At 68.1% G+C, this 18401-nt stretch carries 19 protein-coding genes; 15 read left to right on the forward strand and 4 right to left on the reverse strand.

Translation table 11 applies throughout. The annotated features are described in order from the left end of the window. Positions 1–142 precede the first annotated feature (142 nt). The 3 genes from E1J61_RS16900 (at position 143) to E1J61_RS16910 (ending at position 1963) form a co-directional block, all read left to right on the forward strand. Entirely contained in the window at positions 143–634 is a 492-nt protein-coding gene (locus tag E1J61_RS16900) for a flavodoxin family protein (protein ID WP_133095193.1), read from the forward strand. A 94-nt stretch (positions 635–728) separates the two neighbouring features. Beyond that, a complete protein-coding gene (locus tag E1J61_RS16905) occupies positions 729–1001 on the forward strand; it encodes a hypothetical protein (RefSeq protein WP_063240779.1) in 273 nt (90 codons plus the stop codon). A gap of 86 nt (positions 1002–1087) precedes the next feature. After that, positions 1088–1963 carry an SDR family oxidoreductase gene (locus E1J61_RS16910; RefSeq protein ID WP_243736903.1) on the forward strand — a complete coding sequence of 292 codons (876 nt, stop codon included), beginning with the start codon at positions 1088–1090 and terminating at the stop codon, positions 1961–1963. A gap of 69 nt (positions 1964–2032) precedes the next feature. Here the strand turns inward: E1J61_RS16910 and E1J61_RS16915 are convergent, their stop codons facing one another. Together E1J61_RS16915 and E1J61_RS16920 are read right to left on the reverse strand one after the other, a co-directional pair. Beyond that, the gene (locus tag E1J61_RS16915) at positions 2033–2926 is read right to left on the reverse strand and encodes a BON domain-containing protein (RefSeq protein WP_133095194.1); all 894 of its coding nucleotides are present in this window, start codon (positions 2924–2926) and stop codon (positions 2033–2035) included. A 272-nt stretch (positions 2927–3198) separates the two neighbouring features. Beyond that, the gene (locus E1J61_RS16920; protein ID WP_133095195.1) at positions 3199–3411 is read right to left on the reverse strand and encodes a hypothetical protein; all 213 of its coding nucleotides are present in this window, start codon (positions 3409–3411) and stop codon (positions 3199–3201) included. Between the two features lie 198 nt (positions 3412–3609). On the opposite strand from E1J61_RS16920, the gene flhC reads away from it, so the two are divergent. From flhC to E1J61_RS16935, 3 genes are all read left to right on the forward strand, one after another. Beyond that, a complete protein-coding gene (gene flhC, locus E1J61_RS16925) occupies positions 3610–4176 on the forward strand; it encodes a flagellar transcriptional regulator FlhC (RefSeq protein WP_133095196.1) in 567 nt (188 codons plus the stop codon). 133 nt (positions 4177–4309) lie between these two features. Further along, positions 4310–4723: a hypothetical protein gene (locus tag E1J61_RS16930; protein ID WP_133095197.1), complete on the forward strand. Its 414-nt coding sequence runs from the start codon at positions 4310–4312 to the stop codon at positions 4721–4723. A 365-nt stretch (positions 4724–5088) separates the two neighbouring features. Further along, positions 5089–5967, forward strand: coding sequence for a lipid A biosynthesis lauroyl acyltransferase (locus tag E1J61_RS16935; RefSeq protein WP_133095198.1), 879 nt, complete (start codon positions 5089–5091; stop codon positions 5965–5967). 7 nt (positions 5968–5974) lie between these two features. On the opposite strand, the gene E1J61_RS16940 is transcribed toward E1J61_RS16935, so the two are convergent. Continuing rightward, a complete protein-coding gene (locus E1J61_RS16940) occupies positions 5975–6823 on the reverse strand; it encodes an IclR family transcriptional regulator (protein WP_133095199.1) in 849 nt (282 codons plus the stop codon). Between the two features lie 113 nt (positions 6824–6936). Here E1J61_RS16940 and E1J61_RS16945 point away from each other — a divergent pair, with 113 nt between their 5' ends. The 4 genes from E1J61_RS16945 (at position 6937) to E1J61_RS16960 (ending at position 11163) form a co-directional block, all read left to right on the forward strand. Further along, on the forward strand, positions 6937–7707 hold the full coding sequence (locus tag E1J61_RS16945) for an enoyl-CoA hydratase/isomerase family protein (RefSeq protein WP_133095200.1): 771 nt from the start codon (positions 6937–6939) through the stop codon (positions 7705–7707). A 10-nt stretch (positions 7708–7717) separates the two neighbouring features. Further along, positions 7718–8932: a CaiB/BaiF CoA-transferase family protein gene (locus E1J61_RS16950; RefSeq protein ID WP_133095201.1), complete on the forward strand. Its 1215-nt coding sequence runs from the start codon at positions 7718–7720 to the stop codon at positions 8930–8932. 13 nt (positions 8933–8945) lie between these two features. After that, complete coding sequence (locus tag E1J61_RS16955; RefSeq protein ID WP_133095202.1) at positions 8946–10112, forward strand: acyl-CoA dehydrogenase family protein; 1167 nt, start codon at positions 8946–8948, stop codon at positions 10110–10112. Between the two features lie 61 nt (positions 10113–10173). Continuing rightward, complete coding sequence (locus tag E1J61_RS16960; RefSeq protein WP_133095203.1) at positions 10174–11163, forward strand: tripartite tricarboxylate transporter substrate binding protein; 990 nt, start codon at positions 10174–10176, stop codon at positions 11161–11163. Between the two features lie 12 nt (positions 11164–11175). On the opposite strand, the gene E1J61_RS16965 is transcribed toward E1J61_RS16960, so the two are convergent. Further along, on the reverse strand, positions 11176–12060 hold the full coding sequence (locus E1J61_RS16965; protein ID WP_133095204.1) for a LysR family transcriptional regulator: 885 nt from the start codon (positions 12058–12060) through the stop codon (positions 11176–11178). 119 nt (positions 12061–12179) lie between these two features. On the opposite strand from E1J61_RS16965, the gene E1J61_RS16970 reads away from it, so the two are divergent. The 5 genes from E1J61_RS16970 (at position 12180) to E1J61_RS16990 (ending at position 18031) form a co-directional block, all read left to right on the forward strand. Continuing rightward, complete coding sequence (locus E1J61_RS16970; RefSeq protein ID WP_133095205.1) at positions 12180–13733, forward strand: AMP-binding protein; 1554 nt, start codon at positions 12180–12182, stop codon at positions 13731–13733. 17 nt (positions 13734–13750) lie between these two features. Next, positions 13751–14956: an acyl-CoA dehydrogenase family protein gene (locus tag E1J61_RS16975; protein ID WP_133095206.1), complete on the forward strand. Its 1206-nt coding sequence runs from the start codon at positions 13751–13753 to the stop codon at positions 14954–14956. Positions 14957–15019: 63 nt separating this feature from the next. After that, positions 15020–16009 (forward strand): tripartite tricarboxylate transporter substrate binding protein, encoded by a 990-nt coding sequence (locus E1J61_RS16980; RefSeq protein WP_133095207.1) that lies wholly within the window; start codon positions 15020–15022, stop codon positions 16007–16009. A gap of 28 nt (positions 16010–16037) precedes the next feature. Continuing rightward, a complete protein-coding gene (locus E1J61_RS16985; RefSeq protein ID WP_133095208.1) occupies positions 16038–17153 on the forward strand; it encodes a CaiB/BaiF CoA-transferase family protein in 1116 nt (371 codons plus the stop codon). A 185-nt stretch (positions 17154–17338) separates the two neighbouring features. Then, entirely contained in the window at positions 17339–18031 is a 693-nt protein-coding gene (locus E1J61_RS16990; protein ID WP_133095209.1) for an aspartate/glutamate racemase family protein, read from the forward strand. Positions 18032–18401 lie beyond the last annotated feature (370 nt).

The raw sequence follows: 18401 nt of genomic DNA on the forward strand, positions 1-18401 counted from the left end.
GGGGGGCAAAAACTGCACGGGCGCCACATTTTAACGCCGGCACCCATGCCGGTCAGTCCGCCGGCGCGTTGTAAAAGTTCCCAGGTCGCCACTGGTGCCCGGCGTGCTACAGTGATCCGCGCACCCCGACCTGCCCGCAAGCATGAAAACGCTGTTGATCGTCTATCACACCATGACCGGCGGCACCCGCCAGATGGCCGAGGCCGCCGCCGCGGCCGCGCGCACGCAGGAAGGCGTCTCCGTGGTGCTCAAGCGTGCGGCCGAAGCCGGCCCGGACGATGTGCTGGCCGCCGACGGCTACCTGTTCGCCACGCCGGAAAACCTCGCCGCCATCGCGGGGATGATGAAGGACTTCTTCGACCGCTGTTATTACCCCGCGCTGGACCGCATCAACGGCCGCCCCTACGCCACCATGATCTGCGCCGGCAGCGATGGCCAGAACGCACTGCGCCAGGTCGAGCGCATTGCCACCGGCTGGCGCCTCAACGCCGTGGCGCCGGGCCTGATCGTCTGCACGCACGCGCAGACGCCGGAGCGCATCCTGGCCCCCAAGCAGATCGAAGCGGACGACCTGGCGCGCTGCGCGGCGCTGGGCGAGGGCCTGGCGGCAGGGGTGGCGCTGGGCGTGTTCTGACCGGCCTGGAGCCTGGGCCAGCGTGACTCCCGTCCGGGAACGGGATTTGCACCGCCATGTCATCCGCCCCCTGGGCGCACCTGCGCGCAGCGCCATGGAAGATCCCGAAGTCACTGCGGCCGAAGCCCGCCGCGATCCCCTGGACAGCACCGCCCGCGGCCCCATGCGCGTGGTCGAGGCGCTGACGCAGACCGCCCTGGTATTGATGGCCGCCACGCTCGCCTGGGTGCTGTGGCGGCGTACCGATGCCTTTGCCTGGTTCGGCTCGCTCGCCCCGGCGGCATGCGCGGCGCTGGCGCTGCTGGCGACGATCGTGGCACTGCTGGGCGTCTGGTTCGGCATACATGCCTGGCGGCGCGTGGGCTGAGGCAACTGCGGGCTGGCGCCACGTGTGGCTAAACCTTACAACGCGGCGGTAAGAATGCCCTGCGCTGCCCGTCCCCGGAGGCCATCGTGGCTGATACTCCCTCTAATTCCCCATCCCCGGCCCGCGCCGGCCTGCTTGCCGTGGTCACCGGTGCCTCGTCAGGCATCGGCTACGAACTGGCGCGCTGCTGCGTGCAGCACGGCTATGACCTCGTCATCGCCGCCGATGAGCCGCAAATCGAAGTGGCCGCCGCGCAACTGCGCGACGAGGGTGCCCAGGTGGAGGCGCTGGTGGCGGACCTCTCCACGCCGGCGGGCGTGGAGCAGCTGTGCGCGGCCGTCGATAACCGCCGGGTCGACGTGCTCTGCGCCAATGCCGGCCGCGGCCTCGGCCACGCGTTCCTGGACCAGGACTTTGCCGACATCCAGCGCGTGCTGGAAACCAATGTGACGGGCACAGTCCACCTGTTGCACCGCATGGGCCAGCGCATGCGCGAGCAGCGCAGCGGACGCATCCTGATCACGGGATCGATCGCCGGCTTCACGCCCGGCACCTACCAGGCGGTGTACAACGCCACCAAGGCGTTCCTGGATTCGTTTTCATACGCGCTGCGGCACGAATTGCAGGGTAGCGGCGTAACCGTGACCTGCCTGATGCCCGGCGCGACCGAGACCGAGTTCTTCGAGCGGGCCGACCTGCTCGACACCAGGATCGCCCAGCAGAAGAAGGCCGACCCGGCCGATGTGGCACGCAGCGGCTTCGATGCGATGATGCGCGGCGAAGGCGAGGTCATCACCGGGTGGCAGAACAAGCTGCGTGCGGCGATTGCCATGGTCACGCCGGCCGACGTGCTCGCCGAGCGGCATCGCCGCATGGCGCAGCCGCGCAGCGAGGCAGACGAACGCTTGCCGCCGGAGGAACCACTTAAAGGAGCAGCAGGAGGAGCGCGCCGCGACGCTTGAGCCAGACGGCTTAGGGGCCGCGCCAGCGGCGCGCCCCTTCTCATCGCATATCGCAGATAACGTGGCAGATCAGATGCGCGTCGTGCCGCCGGTGCTGTCCCGGCCGGCACCCGGGCCGCCGCTGCCCGCCTCCATGCCGCCGCCATAGCTGCTGGCGCTCGACCCGGTCGCGCTGCCCGAACTGCTGACGCCGCTGACATGGCCGCGCCCGCCTGCGGCGGACCCGGTGCGGCGAATATCCCCTGCAGCCTCCCTGACACCCTCGGAAATCCCCGAGACGCCGAACGGCCCGGCCGCGCCCATCCGGATCCCGTTATGGACCTCGCGCACGCCGAATACGTCGTCGGCGATGTCTTCGATGCAGTATTTCTGGTGGCGATCGCGGACATTCCCGCTCAACCGCACCACGCCGCCCTCCACGTCGACCTCGACGTCCTGCACGTCGACATGGCGCGCATGGGCCAGCCGTTCGCAGATTTCTTCGCGAATACGCTCGTCGCTGCGCTGGTAGCCCTTCGGGCCGACGCGGTCGCGCCCACGCAACGGCTGGCCAAATCTGCCTTCGCCCCGGTCATACTCGCTTCGGTACGAGGGCATGCCGCCCTGGCGCCCGGTCATGGCCTGGCCGCCGCGGCGGCTTTCGCCCCACTCGTCGCGCACGTTTCCGCCCTGGTCCGGGCCGCTGGCGCGCCACGCTTCATCTTCGTCCCACGGCGCGCGCTGGCCGGAACGCTGCCAGTCTTCGCGGCCACCCTGGCGGCTGCCGTAATAGCCCTGCCCACGCACATCGTCGCCATGGCGCTGGCGGCCTTCGTAGCGCCCTTCGCCATAGTCGCGGGCCGGCCCGCCAGACTGCCCGTAGCGGCCTTCGCCATAGCCGCGCGGGTCGTCCGCGCCTTCGCGGTGCGGCGCCTCTTCGTCGCGCCACCAAGAGCTGCTGCCTTGATTCCGGAATGGATGCATGGTTGGTCTCCTGCCGATCGGAACTGCGGAATGGAAACTGCGGCGCCGGCATGCAGCGGCGCCGCACCGCTTGCCTGAGGGCGCAAGTTCCGTTCCACTGCGGCAGGCATGTCGCGCGGCCGCGCGCGGCTTGCAGTTCACGCCGGCGCAAGCCAACGCAAAGGCGGGCGCCCTGTAAAAAGCGCCCGCCTTTGTAAGGCATCCTTGCGATGCCGGAGAAACCCCGGATGTTCCTGCATGGGACCCGGCCTGGATCCCGATGATGCATCGCCTCAGGCGGCGAGTGACTCCGCAAAGTCCAGCGCGGATTCGCTGCCGTCCTGGTCTTCCTGCATGATCAGCCCGACGCCACGCCGCTTTGCCGCGGCTTTGCCGATATTGACGGCGACTTCCCGATCCTCGCAATGAACCAGGCCCTTGCGTGCACTTTCGACCGTCAGTTCCCAGCCTTGGGGCGTCTGCCTGATGAGGAAGTTCGCAGCCATGGGTCGCTCCCGAGTCGTTTACGTGTTCTTGAAGGGTAGCGCATGGGTGCCACGGCAAAATAGGCGTCCGTCCTATAGCGTGTGGGCACTCCTCCTACACGCCCGGCATGAAAGCGCCTCTTGATTCATATCAGAGTCATAACTAAACGGAGGTCCATAAAATCCATCGCAATTCAGCGAAAACAAACCCGGGAGAGGATGGATTTGCGCACTGCCACAACCCCGCCGTCCGCCGCCAGGAGCGTGCTGCATGACGTGGAGCAGACCCAGCTGGCCATCGAACTGATCGGGCTGGGCGCGCGCCTGCAGGTGCTGGAATCGGCGCTGTCGTTGCCGCGCGGGCGGCTGGTCCGGTTGTACAGGGAATTGCGCGGGACATCGCCGCCAAAGGGCATGCTGCCCTTTTCGACCGACTGGTTCGTGACGTGGCGGCCCAATGCGCATGCGTCGATGCTGCTCAATGCCTACCGCTTCATGCGCGACGCCGGCGGGCTGGCGGGTATCCGCGCGCTACTGTCGGGCTACCGCGTCTACCGGGAGCAGCTCTCCGTCACCGGGGAAACCGCGGAACTCAGCTTCACGCGCGCCTGGACGCTGGTGCGCTTCCACGAGAACGGCATGCTGCAGCTGGCACGCTGCCGGCGCTGCGCAGGCGACTACGTCGTCCAGGCGAATGGCCCGCGCCGGCACTACGTTTGCGGCATGTGCATGCCGCCCGCGCGGGCCGGCAAGGGCCGCAAGGCGGCCGCGAGCACGGTGGCCTGAGCGCGCCGGTGGCAGGCATTGTCTCCTGCCGCACTGTCAGCGCCGCCGCGCCCTCCCAAGATAGGCAAGCCAGCCAGACCGGCCAGCCGCGCGCATGCACGCGGTCTTCACGATTGCCTCGGGAGCCCCGCCGATGTTCAGGATCAACCTGCTGTCCCGCATACTCGGCGCCGCTGCGCCCTCCCAGGCCGCCAACGATGCCCACAACCTGGCGCCAGCGCATGCCGTGCCGCCCGCGCCTGCCGTGCCGCCCGCGCCTGCCGTCACCGCGCCCGCGGCGCCGGCCAACCCGGACCTGCTGGCCACCAACCTCAAGACCCAGGGCGATGCCATGGTGCAGTATGGCGCGCGCCTGCTGGTGATACGGGAACTGCTCGCCGCCCTGGCCGCCGGGCTGCCGCCGGCAGCCCAGGCCGGGGTGGAACGGCGCTTCCGCGTGCGCGTCGACCAGTTGCTGGCGCTGACCGACGACCGGGGCCTGCCGGCGGAATTCCACGACACCCTGCTGGCTGAAATCAACTACTACCTGGGCGAACTGAAGCACTGAGGGCGCAGCGCTTCAGCGGTGCGACAACGCAGCCGCCAAGACTATGCCCCGCCACCGGTGCGTGGCGGACACTTTGTCGACGTTGTAACACCTCGGTACAAGCCAGCTTGGCGCAACGTGCTACAGTGCGCCCTTCGCACCGGGCCAGCGCAACTGTGCGCCTTTGTCCCCGTTCCGACGTTTCCGGCGCGCACACCGTGCGCGCCAGGCGTTGCCCAATCGACGTGCCGGGCCGCCAGCCATTCGCTCTTGCCGACCGCGCGCGCCCCGCCCGCCCTCGTCCGCCACCTGCCGTGGCGCCCAATCATCGCTGTGCAGCCGCGCGCCGGAACGCCGCGCTGCCGCCATCGCTCCACAGGATCCTCATGACCCATCGGCTCCGGGCCGCACTTGTCGTCGCTGTCTTCAAATTCTTTGCCGCGCTGCCTTACGGCGTGACCGCGCGCCTGGGAGACGGCATCGGCAAGCTGCTGTACCAGATCCCCAGCCGCCGGCGCCGGATCGTGCTGACCAACCTGGCGCTGTGTTTCCCGGACATGGATGAAGCCGCCCGGCATCGGCTGGCACGGCGTCATTTCGGCCATGTCATGCGCAGCTACCTGGAGCGCGGCGTGCAATGGTTCGGCGATGCGCAGCAGCTGGACAAGCTGATCGAACTGGACAGCCGCATCGACCTGGCCACCTGCACCGGGCAACCGACCATCTTCCTGGGTTTCCACTTCGTCGGCATCGAAGCCGGCTGCATGTTCTATTCGATCCGCCACCCGGTCGCATCGCTGTACACCAGGATGTCGAGCCCGATGCTGGAGGAGATCGCGCGCGCGCAGCGCGGGCGCTTTGGCGCCGAGATGATTCCGCGCAGCGGCAGCGGCAAGCAGGTGGTGCGCACGCTGCGTGCCGGCTGCCCGGTGATGCTGGCGGCTGACATGGACTTCGGCCTGACCGATTCGGTGTTCGTACCGTTCTTTGGCGTGCCGGCCTGCACGCTGACGTCGGCCTCGCGGCTGGCCAGCATGACGGGCGCGCGCGTGGTCCCGTTCACTACCGAAGTGCTGCCCGACTACCGCGGCTATCGCCTGCGCGTGTTCGACCCGCTGGAGGGCTTTCCGTCCGGCTCCGTGGAGGAGGATTCGCGCCGCATGAATGCCTTCCTGGAAAAGCAGATCGCGACCATGCCCGAGCAGTACTACTGGGTCCACCGCCGTTTCAAGAACCGGCCCGCCGGCATGGCGCCGGTGTACTGAGCCGGCGCTAGCCGCCGCCGGCGCGCTGCCACGCGGACTGGATATCGTCCATCAGCCGCGCCAGCTTTGCCGCATAGCGGGCGTTGTCGCGCCTGCGCTCGCTGGCTGAATACGGGAAGCTGATGTTCAGGCCATAGAGCTGCTGGTCGGGGCCGCGGAACGCCGCGCCCACCGCCAGCAAATGCCCCTGCTGGTAGGCGGCGGTGCAAAAGCCGCGTTGCTGCGACTGCCCGATCGCCCGCAGCACGCGCGCCCGCATGGCCGGCCAGGCCTCGCCCTGCCGCGCCGCGATGCCTTCAAGCATGTCCTCGCGCACGCCGTCCGGCTGTGCCCCCAGCCATGCCAGCCCGATCGATGTCAGCTCCATCGGCACGCGCGTGCCCGGCACCACGCGCCGCGTGCGCGAAACGCTGTCCAGGCTATGCCGGATCGAGGCCAGGTACACCATGTCGAGCTTGTCGCCCACCGCCAGTCCCACGTTGACCTTGTCGGCCTCGGCCACCTTGCGCATCAGCGGCAGCGCGATTTCCGCGGCGCGGTTCGCATGGCGGAAGGCATCGGCCAGGCTCAGCACCACCGGCGCGAGCCGGTAGGCGCGTTCGTTGACGTCGTAGCGCAGGAAGCTGGCGTCCACCAGCGAGCGCGTCAGCCGGCTGACGGTCGGCCGCGGCAGGCCGGTGCGCGCCGCCAGTTCCGCATTGGTCAGGCTGGTGGTCCCGACGCGGAAAGCGCGCAGCAGCACCAGCCCCCGTTCCAGTGACTGGCTGCCGGCGGTATCGCGGGTAAAGCGGCCGGTCTGGTGGGTCACGCGGCGCGTCGACACCGCTTCGGGGGCTTCGGGTGCTGTCCGGGCCATCTCCGCATAATTTCAGTAAGCGAAATCCGAGTATAGCGGCGACGCGCCGCAGCGCGAATACTGTGGGCTCCGCCGGCTCTTGCACCGGCCCACAACACAGAGGAGCGCCCCGCATGTCATCCGCCGCCGATATCCAGCTCAGCCGCGACGGCCACGTCGCCCGCATCGTTCTGTCCCGTCCGCCGCACAATTTTGTCGATGCCGACGTGATGCGCCGGCTCGCGGACACGCTGCTGGCACTGGACGACGACGCCAGTTGCCGCGCCATCGTGCTGGCCTCCGGCGTCAGCGCCTTCTGCGCGGGCGCCGACTTCAGCGGCGCCGGCCAGGGCGAGATCGCCAACGACCCGGCCGGCTTCTATGTACAAGCGATGAAGCTCTACCGCAACCGCAAGCCCATCGTCGCCGCGGTGGAAGGCGCTGCCGTCGGCGCCGGCCTGGGCCTGGCACTGGTGGCCGACTTCCGCGTAACTTGCGCCGAGGCACGCTTCAGCGCCAACTTCAACCGGCTGGGCTTCCATCCCGGCTTCGGCCTCAGCGTGACGCTGCCGCGGCTGGTCGGCGAGCAGCAGGCCGCGCTGCTGTTCTACACCGGCCGCCGCATCTCCGGCACCGACGCCGTCGCCATCGGCCTGGCCGACGAACTGGTGGCCAAGGCCGAAGTCAACGACCGCGCCATGGCGCTGGCGCAGGAAATCGCCGCCTCGGCGCCGCTGGCTGTGGAAACCACGCGCGCCACGCTGCGCGAGGGCCTGGCCGACCGCATCGCCGAGGTCAACCAGCGCGAACTGGCCGTCCAGCGCGGGCAGTTCCGCAGCGAGGATTTCCGCGAAGGCGTGGCCGCGATGGCCGAGCGCCGCACGCCGGTGTTCCACCGCCGCTAAGGAGCCAACCGTGCCTGGACAACACACCCCTGCCACGCCCGCCGGCCCGCTCGACGGCATCCGCGTGCTGGACCTGACCGCGGTCGTGCTCGGTCCGCTGGCCACGCAGGTGCTGGCCGACTTTGGCGCCGACGTGATCAAGATCGAAGGGCCGGAAGGCGACCTGATGCGCGCCAACGGCGTGTCGCAGCACGCCGGCATGAGCTCGATCTACCTGGCGCTGAACCGCAACAAGCGCTCGGTCGTGCTCGACCTGAAGACCCCCGAGGGAGCCGAAGCGCTGCGCGCGCTGATCGCCGGTGCCGACGTGCTGGTGCACAACATGCGCGTGGCGGCGATCGAGCGGCTGGGCTTTGGCTACGAGGCAGTCGCCCGCATCAACCCGCGCATCGTGTACTGCGTCGCAACCGGCTTCGGCCAGGACGGCCCGCACCGCGACAAGCCCGCCTTCGACGACATCATCCAGGCCGGCTGCGGACTCGTGGCGCTGGGCGCGGGCAATGGCGAGCGTCCGGAATACGTGCCCAGCCTGATCGCCGACAAGACCACCGGGCTGGCGCTGGCCAATGCCGTGCTGGCCGCGCTGCTGCACCGCGAGCGCCATGGCGTGGGCCAGTCGGTCGAAGTGCCGATGCTGGAGACCATGGCCGCCTTCGTGATGACCGAGCACCTGGGCGGCCTGACCTTCGAGCCCGCTCCCGCCGGCGCGGGCTATGCGCGGCTGCTGCAAGGCGGCCGCCGCCCCGCGCCGACGCGCGACGGCTGGATCTGCGCGCTGCCCTATACCGAACGCCACTGGCAAGCCTTCTTCCGTGCGGTCGGCCGCGACGATCTTGCCGACCGCTACGAAGTCGGCGACCGCGCGCAGCGCAATGCCAATATCCGCGCGCTGTACGGCCACCTGGCCGAACTGACGCCCGAGCGCAGCACCGACGAATGGATGGCGCTGTTCGAGTCGCTCGACATCCCCGCCACGCCGATCTACGGGCTCGATGCGCTGGTCGACCATCCGCACCTGCAAGCCGTGGGCCTGTTCCAGGCCACGCAGCACCCAACCGAAGGCGCGTTGCGCGAAGTGCGCCCGGCCGCGCGCTTCTCGGCCACGCCGCTGTCGTTGCGCCGGCATGCGCCGGCACTGGGCGAACACACCGCCGAGGTCTTGCAGGAAGCCGGCATCACCCTGCCCGCCGCGCATGCCGGCACACCCGCCGGCGCTCGGGAATAACAAGGAGACACGCATGAATTTCCAGCTCGACGAAGAACACCGCATGCTCAAGGACCTGGTCGCGCGCTTTGTGCGCGAGCAGCTAATCCCGCTGGAGCCGGCGGTGCTGGCCCGCGAGGCCGGGGGCGGGCAGCACGCTCTGCTGCCGGAAGAACAGGCGCGGCTCGATGGCCTGTCGCGCGAGCTGGGCCTGTGGGGACTGGACGCGCCCGCCGAGATGGGCGGCGCCGACCTGCCCGTGGTAGCGATGGTCGGCGTCAACGAGGAACTCGGCAAGACCATCACGCCCTATGACCTGCCGCCGGATTCGCCCAACCTGCGCATGCTGATGCTGACCGCGAACGACGCCCAGCGCGAGCGCTACCTGGACCCGTATGCGCGCGGCGAAACGGTATCGGCCATCGCCATTTCCGAGCCCGGCGCCGGCGGCGACCCGGCCATGATGACCACACGCGCCGAACGCGACGGCGACCACTGGGTGCTGAACGGCCGCAAGATCTGGATCAGCCGCGCGGCGCGCGCCGACTGGACCATCGTGATGGCCGTGACCGACAAGGCCTCGGGCGCGCGCGGCGGCATTTCGGCCTTCATCGTCGAGCGCGGCACGCCCGGCCTGCGCGTGGAGCGCCGCATCCCGATGATCGGCGGCCATTCCACCTATGAAGTCGTTCTGGAAGACTGCCGCGTCCCCGCCACGCAGCTGCTTGGCACCGAAGGCCAGGGCTTTGCGCCGATGCAGGCACGCCTGTCCACGCGCCGCGTGCAGATGGCCGCATGGTGCATCGGCCGGGCGCAGCGCGCCCTCGACATGATCTGCGAATACGCGCCGCAGCGGCAGACGTTCGGCGCGCCGCTGGCACAGCGCCAGGCGATCCAGTGGTGGGTGGCGGAGGCCGCCACGCGCATCCACGCCTGCCGCCTGATGACCTACGAAGCCGCCAGCCGCATCGACGCCGGCGAAGAGGCGCGCACGCAGGTCTCGATGATCAAGGTCTTCGCCACCGAAATGGCGTGGGAAGTGATCGACCAGGCGATGCAGACCTTTGGCGCGATGGGCATGACCAAGGAGCTGCCGCTGCAGCAGATGGCCAACGAGACCCGGCTGATGCGGATCTACGAAGGGCCCAGCGAAGTGCACCGCTGGGTGATCGCGCGCGACCTGCTCGGCCTGCGCCGCTGATCTACTGACCACTTTGCACCGGCGGGAACACGCCGGGCTTTTTCGACCGAAAGGAGACACCATGCAACAGCCTTACCGTTCGCGCCGCCGCTTCCTGGGCCTCGTCGCCGCAGCGCTGGCAGGCATCGCACCGCTGCCGGCGTTTGCTGCCGACGATGCCTTTCCCTCGCGCCCGATGCGCTTTATCGTGCCGTTCCCGGCGGGCAGCGGCACCGACACCACCGCGCGCATGTTCGCCAGGAAGATCGGCGAGCTGACCGGACAGGGCGTGGTGGTCGAGAACAAGCCCGGCGGCAACGGCTTTATCGGCGTGCAGACCGCGCTGAACGCGCCGGCGGACGGCTACACGGTGTTCATCGGCAGCAATTCCACGCTGTCGACCAATGCCGCCACGTTCCGCAAGCTGCCGTATGACCCGCTGACGGATTTCGCGCCGATCACGCTGCTGTCGCGCGGGCCGTGCGTGGTCATCGTGCCGGCCGGTTCCCCCTACCGCACGCTGGCGGAACTGCTGGAAGACGCGCGCAAGCGGCCCGGCGCGCTCAACTACGGCACGGGCTCGATCTCGTACACGCTGTACAGCGAATGGCTCAACGAGCTGGCCAGGATCAAGACCACGCCGGTGCCGTACAAGGGCGCTGGCGATGCGATCAACGGCGTGATGGCGGCCAACGTGGACTTTGCCGTGGTCGATGCCACCGGCGCGATCGAACTGGTGCGCGGCGGCAAGATCCGGGCGCTGGCCTATACCGCGCCGCAGCGCTCGCCGCTGTTGCCGGACGTGCCGTCGATCGTCGAGGCCGGCCTGCCGGATTTTTTGGCCTACAACTGGGTGGCCGCCGCGATTTCCGCCAAAACCCCGCCGGCGGTGGTGAAGCGCCTGCAGGACCTGTTCACGCAGGCCGGCAACGCGCCCGACGTGCGCGAGTACTACACGCGCCAGTCGACCAGGCTGATCCTGTCGTCGCCGGCGGAAATGCTGCAGTACCAGAAGGACGAGATCGTGCGCTGGAAGCGGCTGGCGACGGTGGCCAAGATTCCGCTGCAATAACCTTCAGGGCGCTCAGCAGCTGTGCTCGCGCAGCAGCGTCGTCAGGCGCTGCGCCAGCGGCGACAGGTACGCGCCGGCGCGGGTCAGCACGCCGATTTGCCGGCGCAGGTCCAGCTCTTCGACTTCCAGCGGCAGCGCGCGCAGGCCGTGCTGCATGGCATCCCCGCCGGCATTGGCGATGCTCAGCATCTGCGTGCCCTGCATCAGCGCGAACAGCGAGGGGCTGCCGAAATCGATCTCGACACGCGGCTGCGGCGCCGGCAGGCCGCGCTGGCGGAAGGCGGCGTCGACCTGCTGCCGCAGCGTGATATGCCCCTCCGGCAGCAGCCATTCCTGGTCGGCCAGGTCCGCCAGCCGCAGCTTGCGCCGGCGCAACAACGCGTGGCCCTGGTCCGCTACCACTACCAGCCGGTCGTCGAACAGCGGCTCCACCGCAAAGTCCGTTGACGCCTGCACCGGCGCCACCGCGAGATCGAGCTCGCCCGCGGCCAGCAGGTCCAGCACGTCCCGCGCCAGTCGGCGCCGCAAGCGCAGCCGCGCGACCGGGCGCTCGCGCATCAGCTGCTGGCACGCGCCCAGGATCACGCCGCCCGGAATCGACGGCGAATAGCCCACCCGCAGCACGCCCTGCTCGCCGGTGCGGATGCCGAGCATTTCCTTGATGCCGTCCTCGTATTCCAGCCGGATGCGCTGCGCCCGCTCCAGGAAACGCGCGCCGGCGTAAGTGGCGGTCATGCCGTTGGCGGTCCGCTCGAACAGTGGCAGCCCGGCCTGCGCCTCCACCCGCTGCACCGCCTTGGTCAGGGCCGGCTGGCTGATCCCGAGGGCCTCCGCCGCCCTGCCGATGCCGCCGTGCGTGGCCACGGCGAGGATGTATTCCAGGTCCCGCGTCTCCATTGCCTCACATTCCTGATGGTTATGGCTTTATATCCAGCGCCGCATTGTGGTGATGGGCGTCATCTTACAGACTTAGGCGCAGAGCCGTAGCACAACACCATTCGCATCACGGAGACAGCATGAGTTTCGCGTACTTCCTGCGCCGCGCCGCGCGCTATTGGGGCGACCAGCCCGCCATCCTCTACCAGGATCAGGTGGTGACCTACCGCCAGCTGGAAGAGCGCTCCAGCCGCCTGGCCAACGCGCTGCTGGCGCTCGGGCTGCAGCGCGGCGACCGCGTCGCGGTGCAGGCGCGCAACCGGCCCGAGCTGGTGGAACTGGAGTGCGCGCTGTACAAAGCCGGCCTGGTCAAGGCGGCGCTGAATCCGCGCTTTACCGCCACGGAAGCCAGTGATGTGGTCGAAAACTGCACGCCGCGCGTGCTGATCGCCGGCCCCGGCTACACCGGCTACTCGCGCGCCACGCCGGGTTTTGGCAGCGTGGAAACGTTTATCGCCATCGGTGAAGCACCAGCAGGCTATGTCGGCTACGAATCACTGCTGGCCAACGCCGGCACCACGCCGCCGGACATCGCGCCCGCTGCCAGCGATCTCGCGGTGCTGCACTTCTCGTCCGGCTCCACCGGCAAAATCAAGGCGGCGATGCAGACCTACGGCAACCGCATGGCGGCGCTACGCAAGATGGTGGCCGGCATGGACCGCCCCGCTCGCCCCGGCGACCGGCTGGCGCTGATCGGCCCGGTCACGCACGCCTCCGGCATGCTGATGCAGCCCTACCTGTACCTGGGCGCGACGCTGGTGCTGTTCGACAAGTTCGAGCCCGCGCACTTCCTGGCAGAAGTGGCGCGGCTGCGCATCACGCACGTGTTCATGGTGCCGGCGATGATCAACATGCTGATGGCCGAGCCCTCGCTGGCGCAGGCCGACCTGTCCAGCCTGAAGACGCTGGCCTACGGCGCCGCGCCCATGGCGCCGGCGCGTATCCGCGAGGCGTGGGAGCGCATTGGACCGGTCCTGTCGCAAGGCTATGGCGCCAGCGAATCGACCTCCGGCGTCACGCGCCTGTCGACCGCCGACCACGCCGACGCGATCGCGAACCACCCCGAGCGTCTGGCCTCGTGTGGCCGCGCGCTGGGCGAGACCGAAGTACGCGTGGTCGACGAACATGGCCGCGAGGTCGCGGCCGGCGAGATCGGCGAACTGGTGATCCGCGGCGAAGACGTGTTCCAGGGCTACTGGGGCGAGCCCGCGCTGACCGCCGAGACCATCGTCGACGGCTGGCTGCACACCGGCGACATGGCACGCGTGGACGACGCCGGCTACCTGTACCTGGTCGACCGCAAGAAGGACATGATCATCTCCGGCGGCTTCAATGTGTACCCGACCGAGGTCGAAGCCACGCTGTACCAGCACCCCGACGTGCTTGAAGCCTGCGTCATCAGCGTGCCCGACGACACCTGGGGCGAGAGCGTCAAGGCCGTAGTCACGCTGCGCCCGGGCCGCGAGGCCAGCGCGCAGCAGCTGATCGCGCACTGCCGCGAGCGCATCGCCGACTACAAATCGCCGCGTTCGGTCGACTTTGTCGCCGAACTGCCCAAGAACGCCAGCGGCAAGCTGGCCCGCAAGATCGTGCGCGAACGCTACTGGCAAGGCGTGGCGCGCCGCGTCAACTGACTAGCAGAGGACCCGCCATGTTCGATCACCTGACCAACCCCGTGCTGGTGGAAACCCGCGCCGGCATCCGCCGCTTTATCGACGAGGAACTGCGCCCGCTGGAGCACGAGCTGGGGCTCGGCTCCGAAGACCCGTGGCCGCGCGAAGTGCTGCGCAAGGTCTGGCGCCGCTCGTACGAACTGGGTTTCTATGCCGCCTGCCTGCCGGAATCGCTCGGCGGCAAAGGGCTGAATATCCAGGAGCAATGCGCGCTCAAGGCCGATCTTGCCGCCAGCGGCTCGACGCTGGCCGCGCATGTGCTGGGCGACCTGGGCGGCCCGCCGCGCGTGGGCAACATGCTCAAGTACGCCACGCCGGCGCAGCTGAAGCAGTACTTCGAGCCGGTCATCCGCGGAGAGAAGTCGACCTGCTTCGCGCTGACGGAAACGCATTCCGGCTCCGACGCGCAAAGCATCAAGACCACCGCGGCCGCCGACGGCGACGAGCTGGTGATCAACGGCGGCAAGCACTACATCAGCGGCGCGCCGTTCGCGGACTTCGCCATCGTCATGTGCGTGACGGATGCCACCACGACGCCGCCGGCGATCAGCGCGGTCCTGGTCGACCTGAACCTGCCGGGCGTGACCGTGACCAACGAGTACGTGCCGATGTCGGGCCAGCATATCGACGGCGATATCCGCTTCGACAACGTGCGCGTGCCGCGCGCCAATATCTTTGGCGGCGAGGGCAACGGCTTCAAGCTCGGCATGTCGCGCATCAACGTGAACCGCTTGCTGCACTGCCCGTCGATGCTGGGGCTGGCCATGCGAGCCTATGAGTCGTCGGTGGAATACGCCGGCAAGCGGCGCCAGTTCGGCGGCCCGATCGCGCGCTTCCAGGCAATCCAGCACATGCTCGCCGATATGGCCGCGGCGCTGTGGGCCTGCGAAAGCATGATCGCGCACACCGCGGCACTGGCAGACGCCGGCGCCGATCTGCGCATGAAAGCCGCGGCGTGCAAGCTCTTTGTCTCGGAACGCTGTTTCGAAGTGGCCGACAAGGCGGTACAGATCCACGGCAACGTGGGCGTCACGCGCGGGCATCCGGTCGAGCAGACCTTCCGCAAGCTGCGCATGTTCCGCATCTTCACCGGCACGAGCGAGATCCAGCGCAACACCGTCGCGCGCGCGATACTGGAGCCGCTGCAGCAGCAGGCGCAGCCGCCGAAACAGCAACAGGCATGACCGTGCCGGCGGCACGGTCGCCGCCGGCATCAGGACACTACAACAAGACCACGGAGACCTAGCATGAACCGCCGAGAATGGCTCGCCACCGCTGGCGCCGCCGCACTGGGAAGCGTCTTTCTGCCCGCCCGCGCCGCGGCCCCTGCCAACTATCCCAACCGGCCGATCCGGCTGATCGTCCCGTTCATCGCCGGCAGCACGCCGGACAATACTGCCCGCACGCTGTCGGCGGAGCTTGGCCAGAAGCTCGGCCAGCCGCTGGTGGTCGAGAACATGCCCGGCGCCGGCGGCATCATCGGCGCCACCGCGCTGCGGCGTGCCGTGCCCGACGGCTACACGCTGGGCATCCTCGCCAACACGCACGTGATCAACGTGCATATGTACCGCAAGATGCCGTACGACCCGGCGCGCGATTTCACGCCGATCACCGCGCTTTCCGGCGGGCCGACCGCGCTCGTCGTGCCCACATCGTCGCCGTACAAGACCGCGGCCGAGCTGGTCGCCGCCATGAAGAAAGCGCCGGGCAAGTTCAACTATGGCTCCGGCGGCAAGGGCAGCATCGCGCATCTGGCGGTGGAAACCATGCTCCACCAAGCCGGCTGCGACGCAGTGCACATCCCGTACAAGGGCGCGCCGGAAATCATCACCGCCATGCTGACCGGGCAGACCCAGTTCGGCATGCCGGTGCTTGGCACGGCGACCCAGTATGTGCGCAACCAGCAGGTGCGCGTGCTGGCCGTCACCGCCGCCGCGCGCTCGCCGTTCTTCCCGGACGTGCCGACCATGGCCGAAGCGCTGCCGCCCGGCTTTGTCATCGACAACTGGAGCGGGCTGTTTGCACCAGCCAACTTCCCGGCCGAGCTAACCCAGAAGCTCCATGCCGCCGTCGCCGCGCTGCAGAATGCCGGCGTGTTCGACGCGCAGCTCAAGGCCAACGCGGGCGAACTGCGCCGCAGCGCAACCCCGGCCCAGTTCGGCACGGTCGTGGCCGCGGACAACTCGCGCTATGGCGAGCTGATGAAGTCGATCGGCATGGTCGGCGACCTGGGCTGAGCGCCCTGCTTTCAAACCGGGATTGCAAATGAAACCAGAATGGTCCTGCCTGAAGGACGTCACCATCATCGACGCCAGCCAGCTGCTGCCCGGCCCGCATGCCTGCAGCCTGCTGCGGCAACTCGGGGCCGATGTGATCAAGGTGGAGCAGCCCGGCAGCGGCGACTCCATCCGCCAGCTCGGTCCTGCGGCTTATGCGCAGTTCAATCGCGGCAAGAAGTCCATCGCGCTGGACCTGAAAACCGACGCCGGCCGCGAGGCCTTCCTCGAACTGGCGCGCAATGCCGACGCCGTGGTGGAAGGCTTCCGCCCCGGCGTCATGAAGCGGCTGGGACTCGACTATGCGGCATTGGCCGCCGTCAATCCGGCCATCGTGCTGTGCTCGGTGTCGGGCTTCGGCCAGACCGGACCGTACGCCAGCCACGCGGGGCATGACCTCAACTACCTGGCGCTGGCCGGCTACTGGGCGACGCCGGTGCAGGTGCACGACAAGGTCTCGCGCCCGCGCGTGCGCGTGTCGGACTATGCCGCGTCAGGTTATGCCGCGCTGTCGCTGGCCGTGGCCATCATCAGCGCGCGGCAGCACGGACGCGGGCAGCATCTGGACGTATCGATCCACGACGCCATCCTGTCATGGACCGCCCACGGCGCCTGGGCAGCGCGCGGCCATGAGGCGGCGCCGCAGGAATCGCCGACTGTGATGCCGGAGAACGACCTGTTCGAGACGCGCGACGGCAGGCATCTGGCGATGGGGATTCTGGAGAACAAGTTCTGGGTCAACCTGGGCGAGGCGCTTGGGGAGGAATTTCCTGCGCTGCGCGATCCGCGATATGCCACGCGGGCCGGGCGCTATGGGCACAAGCTGGCGGTCAATGACCTGCTTGCGGCGGTGTTCCGGACGCGCGACCTTGACGATTGGGAGGCTTTCTTCGGACCGCTGGATATACCGTTCTCGCCGGTGCTGGGGGCGGGGGAATTGTTTGAGGATGCGCACATACGGGCGCGAGGGGTGGTAAGGCGGGTTCCGACCGAGGCCGGGATTGCCGTGAATTTTCCGGTCAGGTTCTCATTGGGACTGCCGGAAAGCGACGACTTCGTGGCGAAGGTTGGAGAACACAGCATCGCCTCAGGTGATGCAAATTAGCCAGAATTATTCGATGGCGATAATTATTGGAATCCAATAATTTCCAATAAATGCACCATAAGTCACCCATCAGCCCACCACCAGTACTGGCAAGGTCGGAACTGAGAGAACTGTCCATGGCAACCATGCCCCTGCATCGTTAGATTCCTCAATGGGGTAGACGCTACGACCACAGGAATCCAAGCATGAAGACCATCGGACTGATCGGCGGCATGAGCTGGGAGTCATCCGCCGAGTACTACCGGCTCATCAACCAGGACATGAAGGCGCGGCTGGGCGGGCACAACAATGGCCGCAGCCTCATGGCCACCGTCTGCTTCGAGGAAATCAAGGCACTGCAGCACGCGGAGCAATGGGACGAGCTTGGCCGGCTCATGCAGCAGGCCGCGCGGCAGGTCGAGGCCGGTGGCGCGGACTTCGTGCTGTTGTGTACCAACACCATGCATCGCGTGGCGCCGGCGATCGAATCCGTGCTCAGCGTGCCCTTTATCCATATCGTTGATCCCACGGCGCAAGCATTGCGTCAGGGCGGCATCCGGCGCGTCGGGTTGCTCGGAACCCGCTTCACCATGGAGCAGGATTTCTACCGCGGGCGGATGCGCGAGTTGCATGGCATCGACGTGGTAGTGCCGGAGCAGGCGGACCGCGAACGGGTGCACGATGTCATCTATGAAGAGTTATGCCACGGCATCGTGCGTGATGCTGCGAGGGCCGAATACCAACGCATCGTCGCCGCGCTCGCGGCGCAGGGCGCCGAAGGCGTTATCCTCGGCTGCACGGAAATCACGCTGCTGCTCGGGCAGGATGATGTGGCGCTGCCGGTGTTCGATACCACGGCGCTGCATGCGCAGGCTGCGGTGACGCTGGCGCTCGGCTAAGCGGCCCTGCCTTATCTTGAGCGATTTCTGAGGTGCTGGCCGGCGTGATCCCAGCACGCCTGCTGCGCCAAGTATCGCCTTTCTGCCCTTCTCCATCGCCTGCACCGGTTTCAGGACTCAGCGATTTCCTAGCGAGCCGCGTTCCTGCAAGCTTCGCTTTCCCAATGGGAATGCGACATCTCTTATCGCCTTCGTGGCGCATCCACGAAATACTGGTTGCGTCATCGGATTGCCGGTGACCGGGCGTGGAAACCCGAGCAATTGACGCGAACAGACGTTGCCGCACCAATGGGCAACGTCTGTGTACTCGCACGGACCGATTGGTTCCATGGCGGGTCGAGCGGGGCAGCCGCAAGGCTGGGCCGGTTTT

Source organism: Cupriavidus sp. L7L (assembly GCF_004353535.1).
GTDB classification, from domain to species: Bacteria; Pseudomonadota; Gammaproteobacteria; order Burkholderiales; family Burkholderiaceae; genus Cupriavidus; species Cupriavidus oxalaticus_A.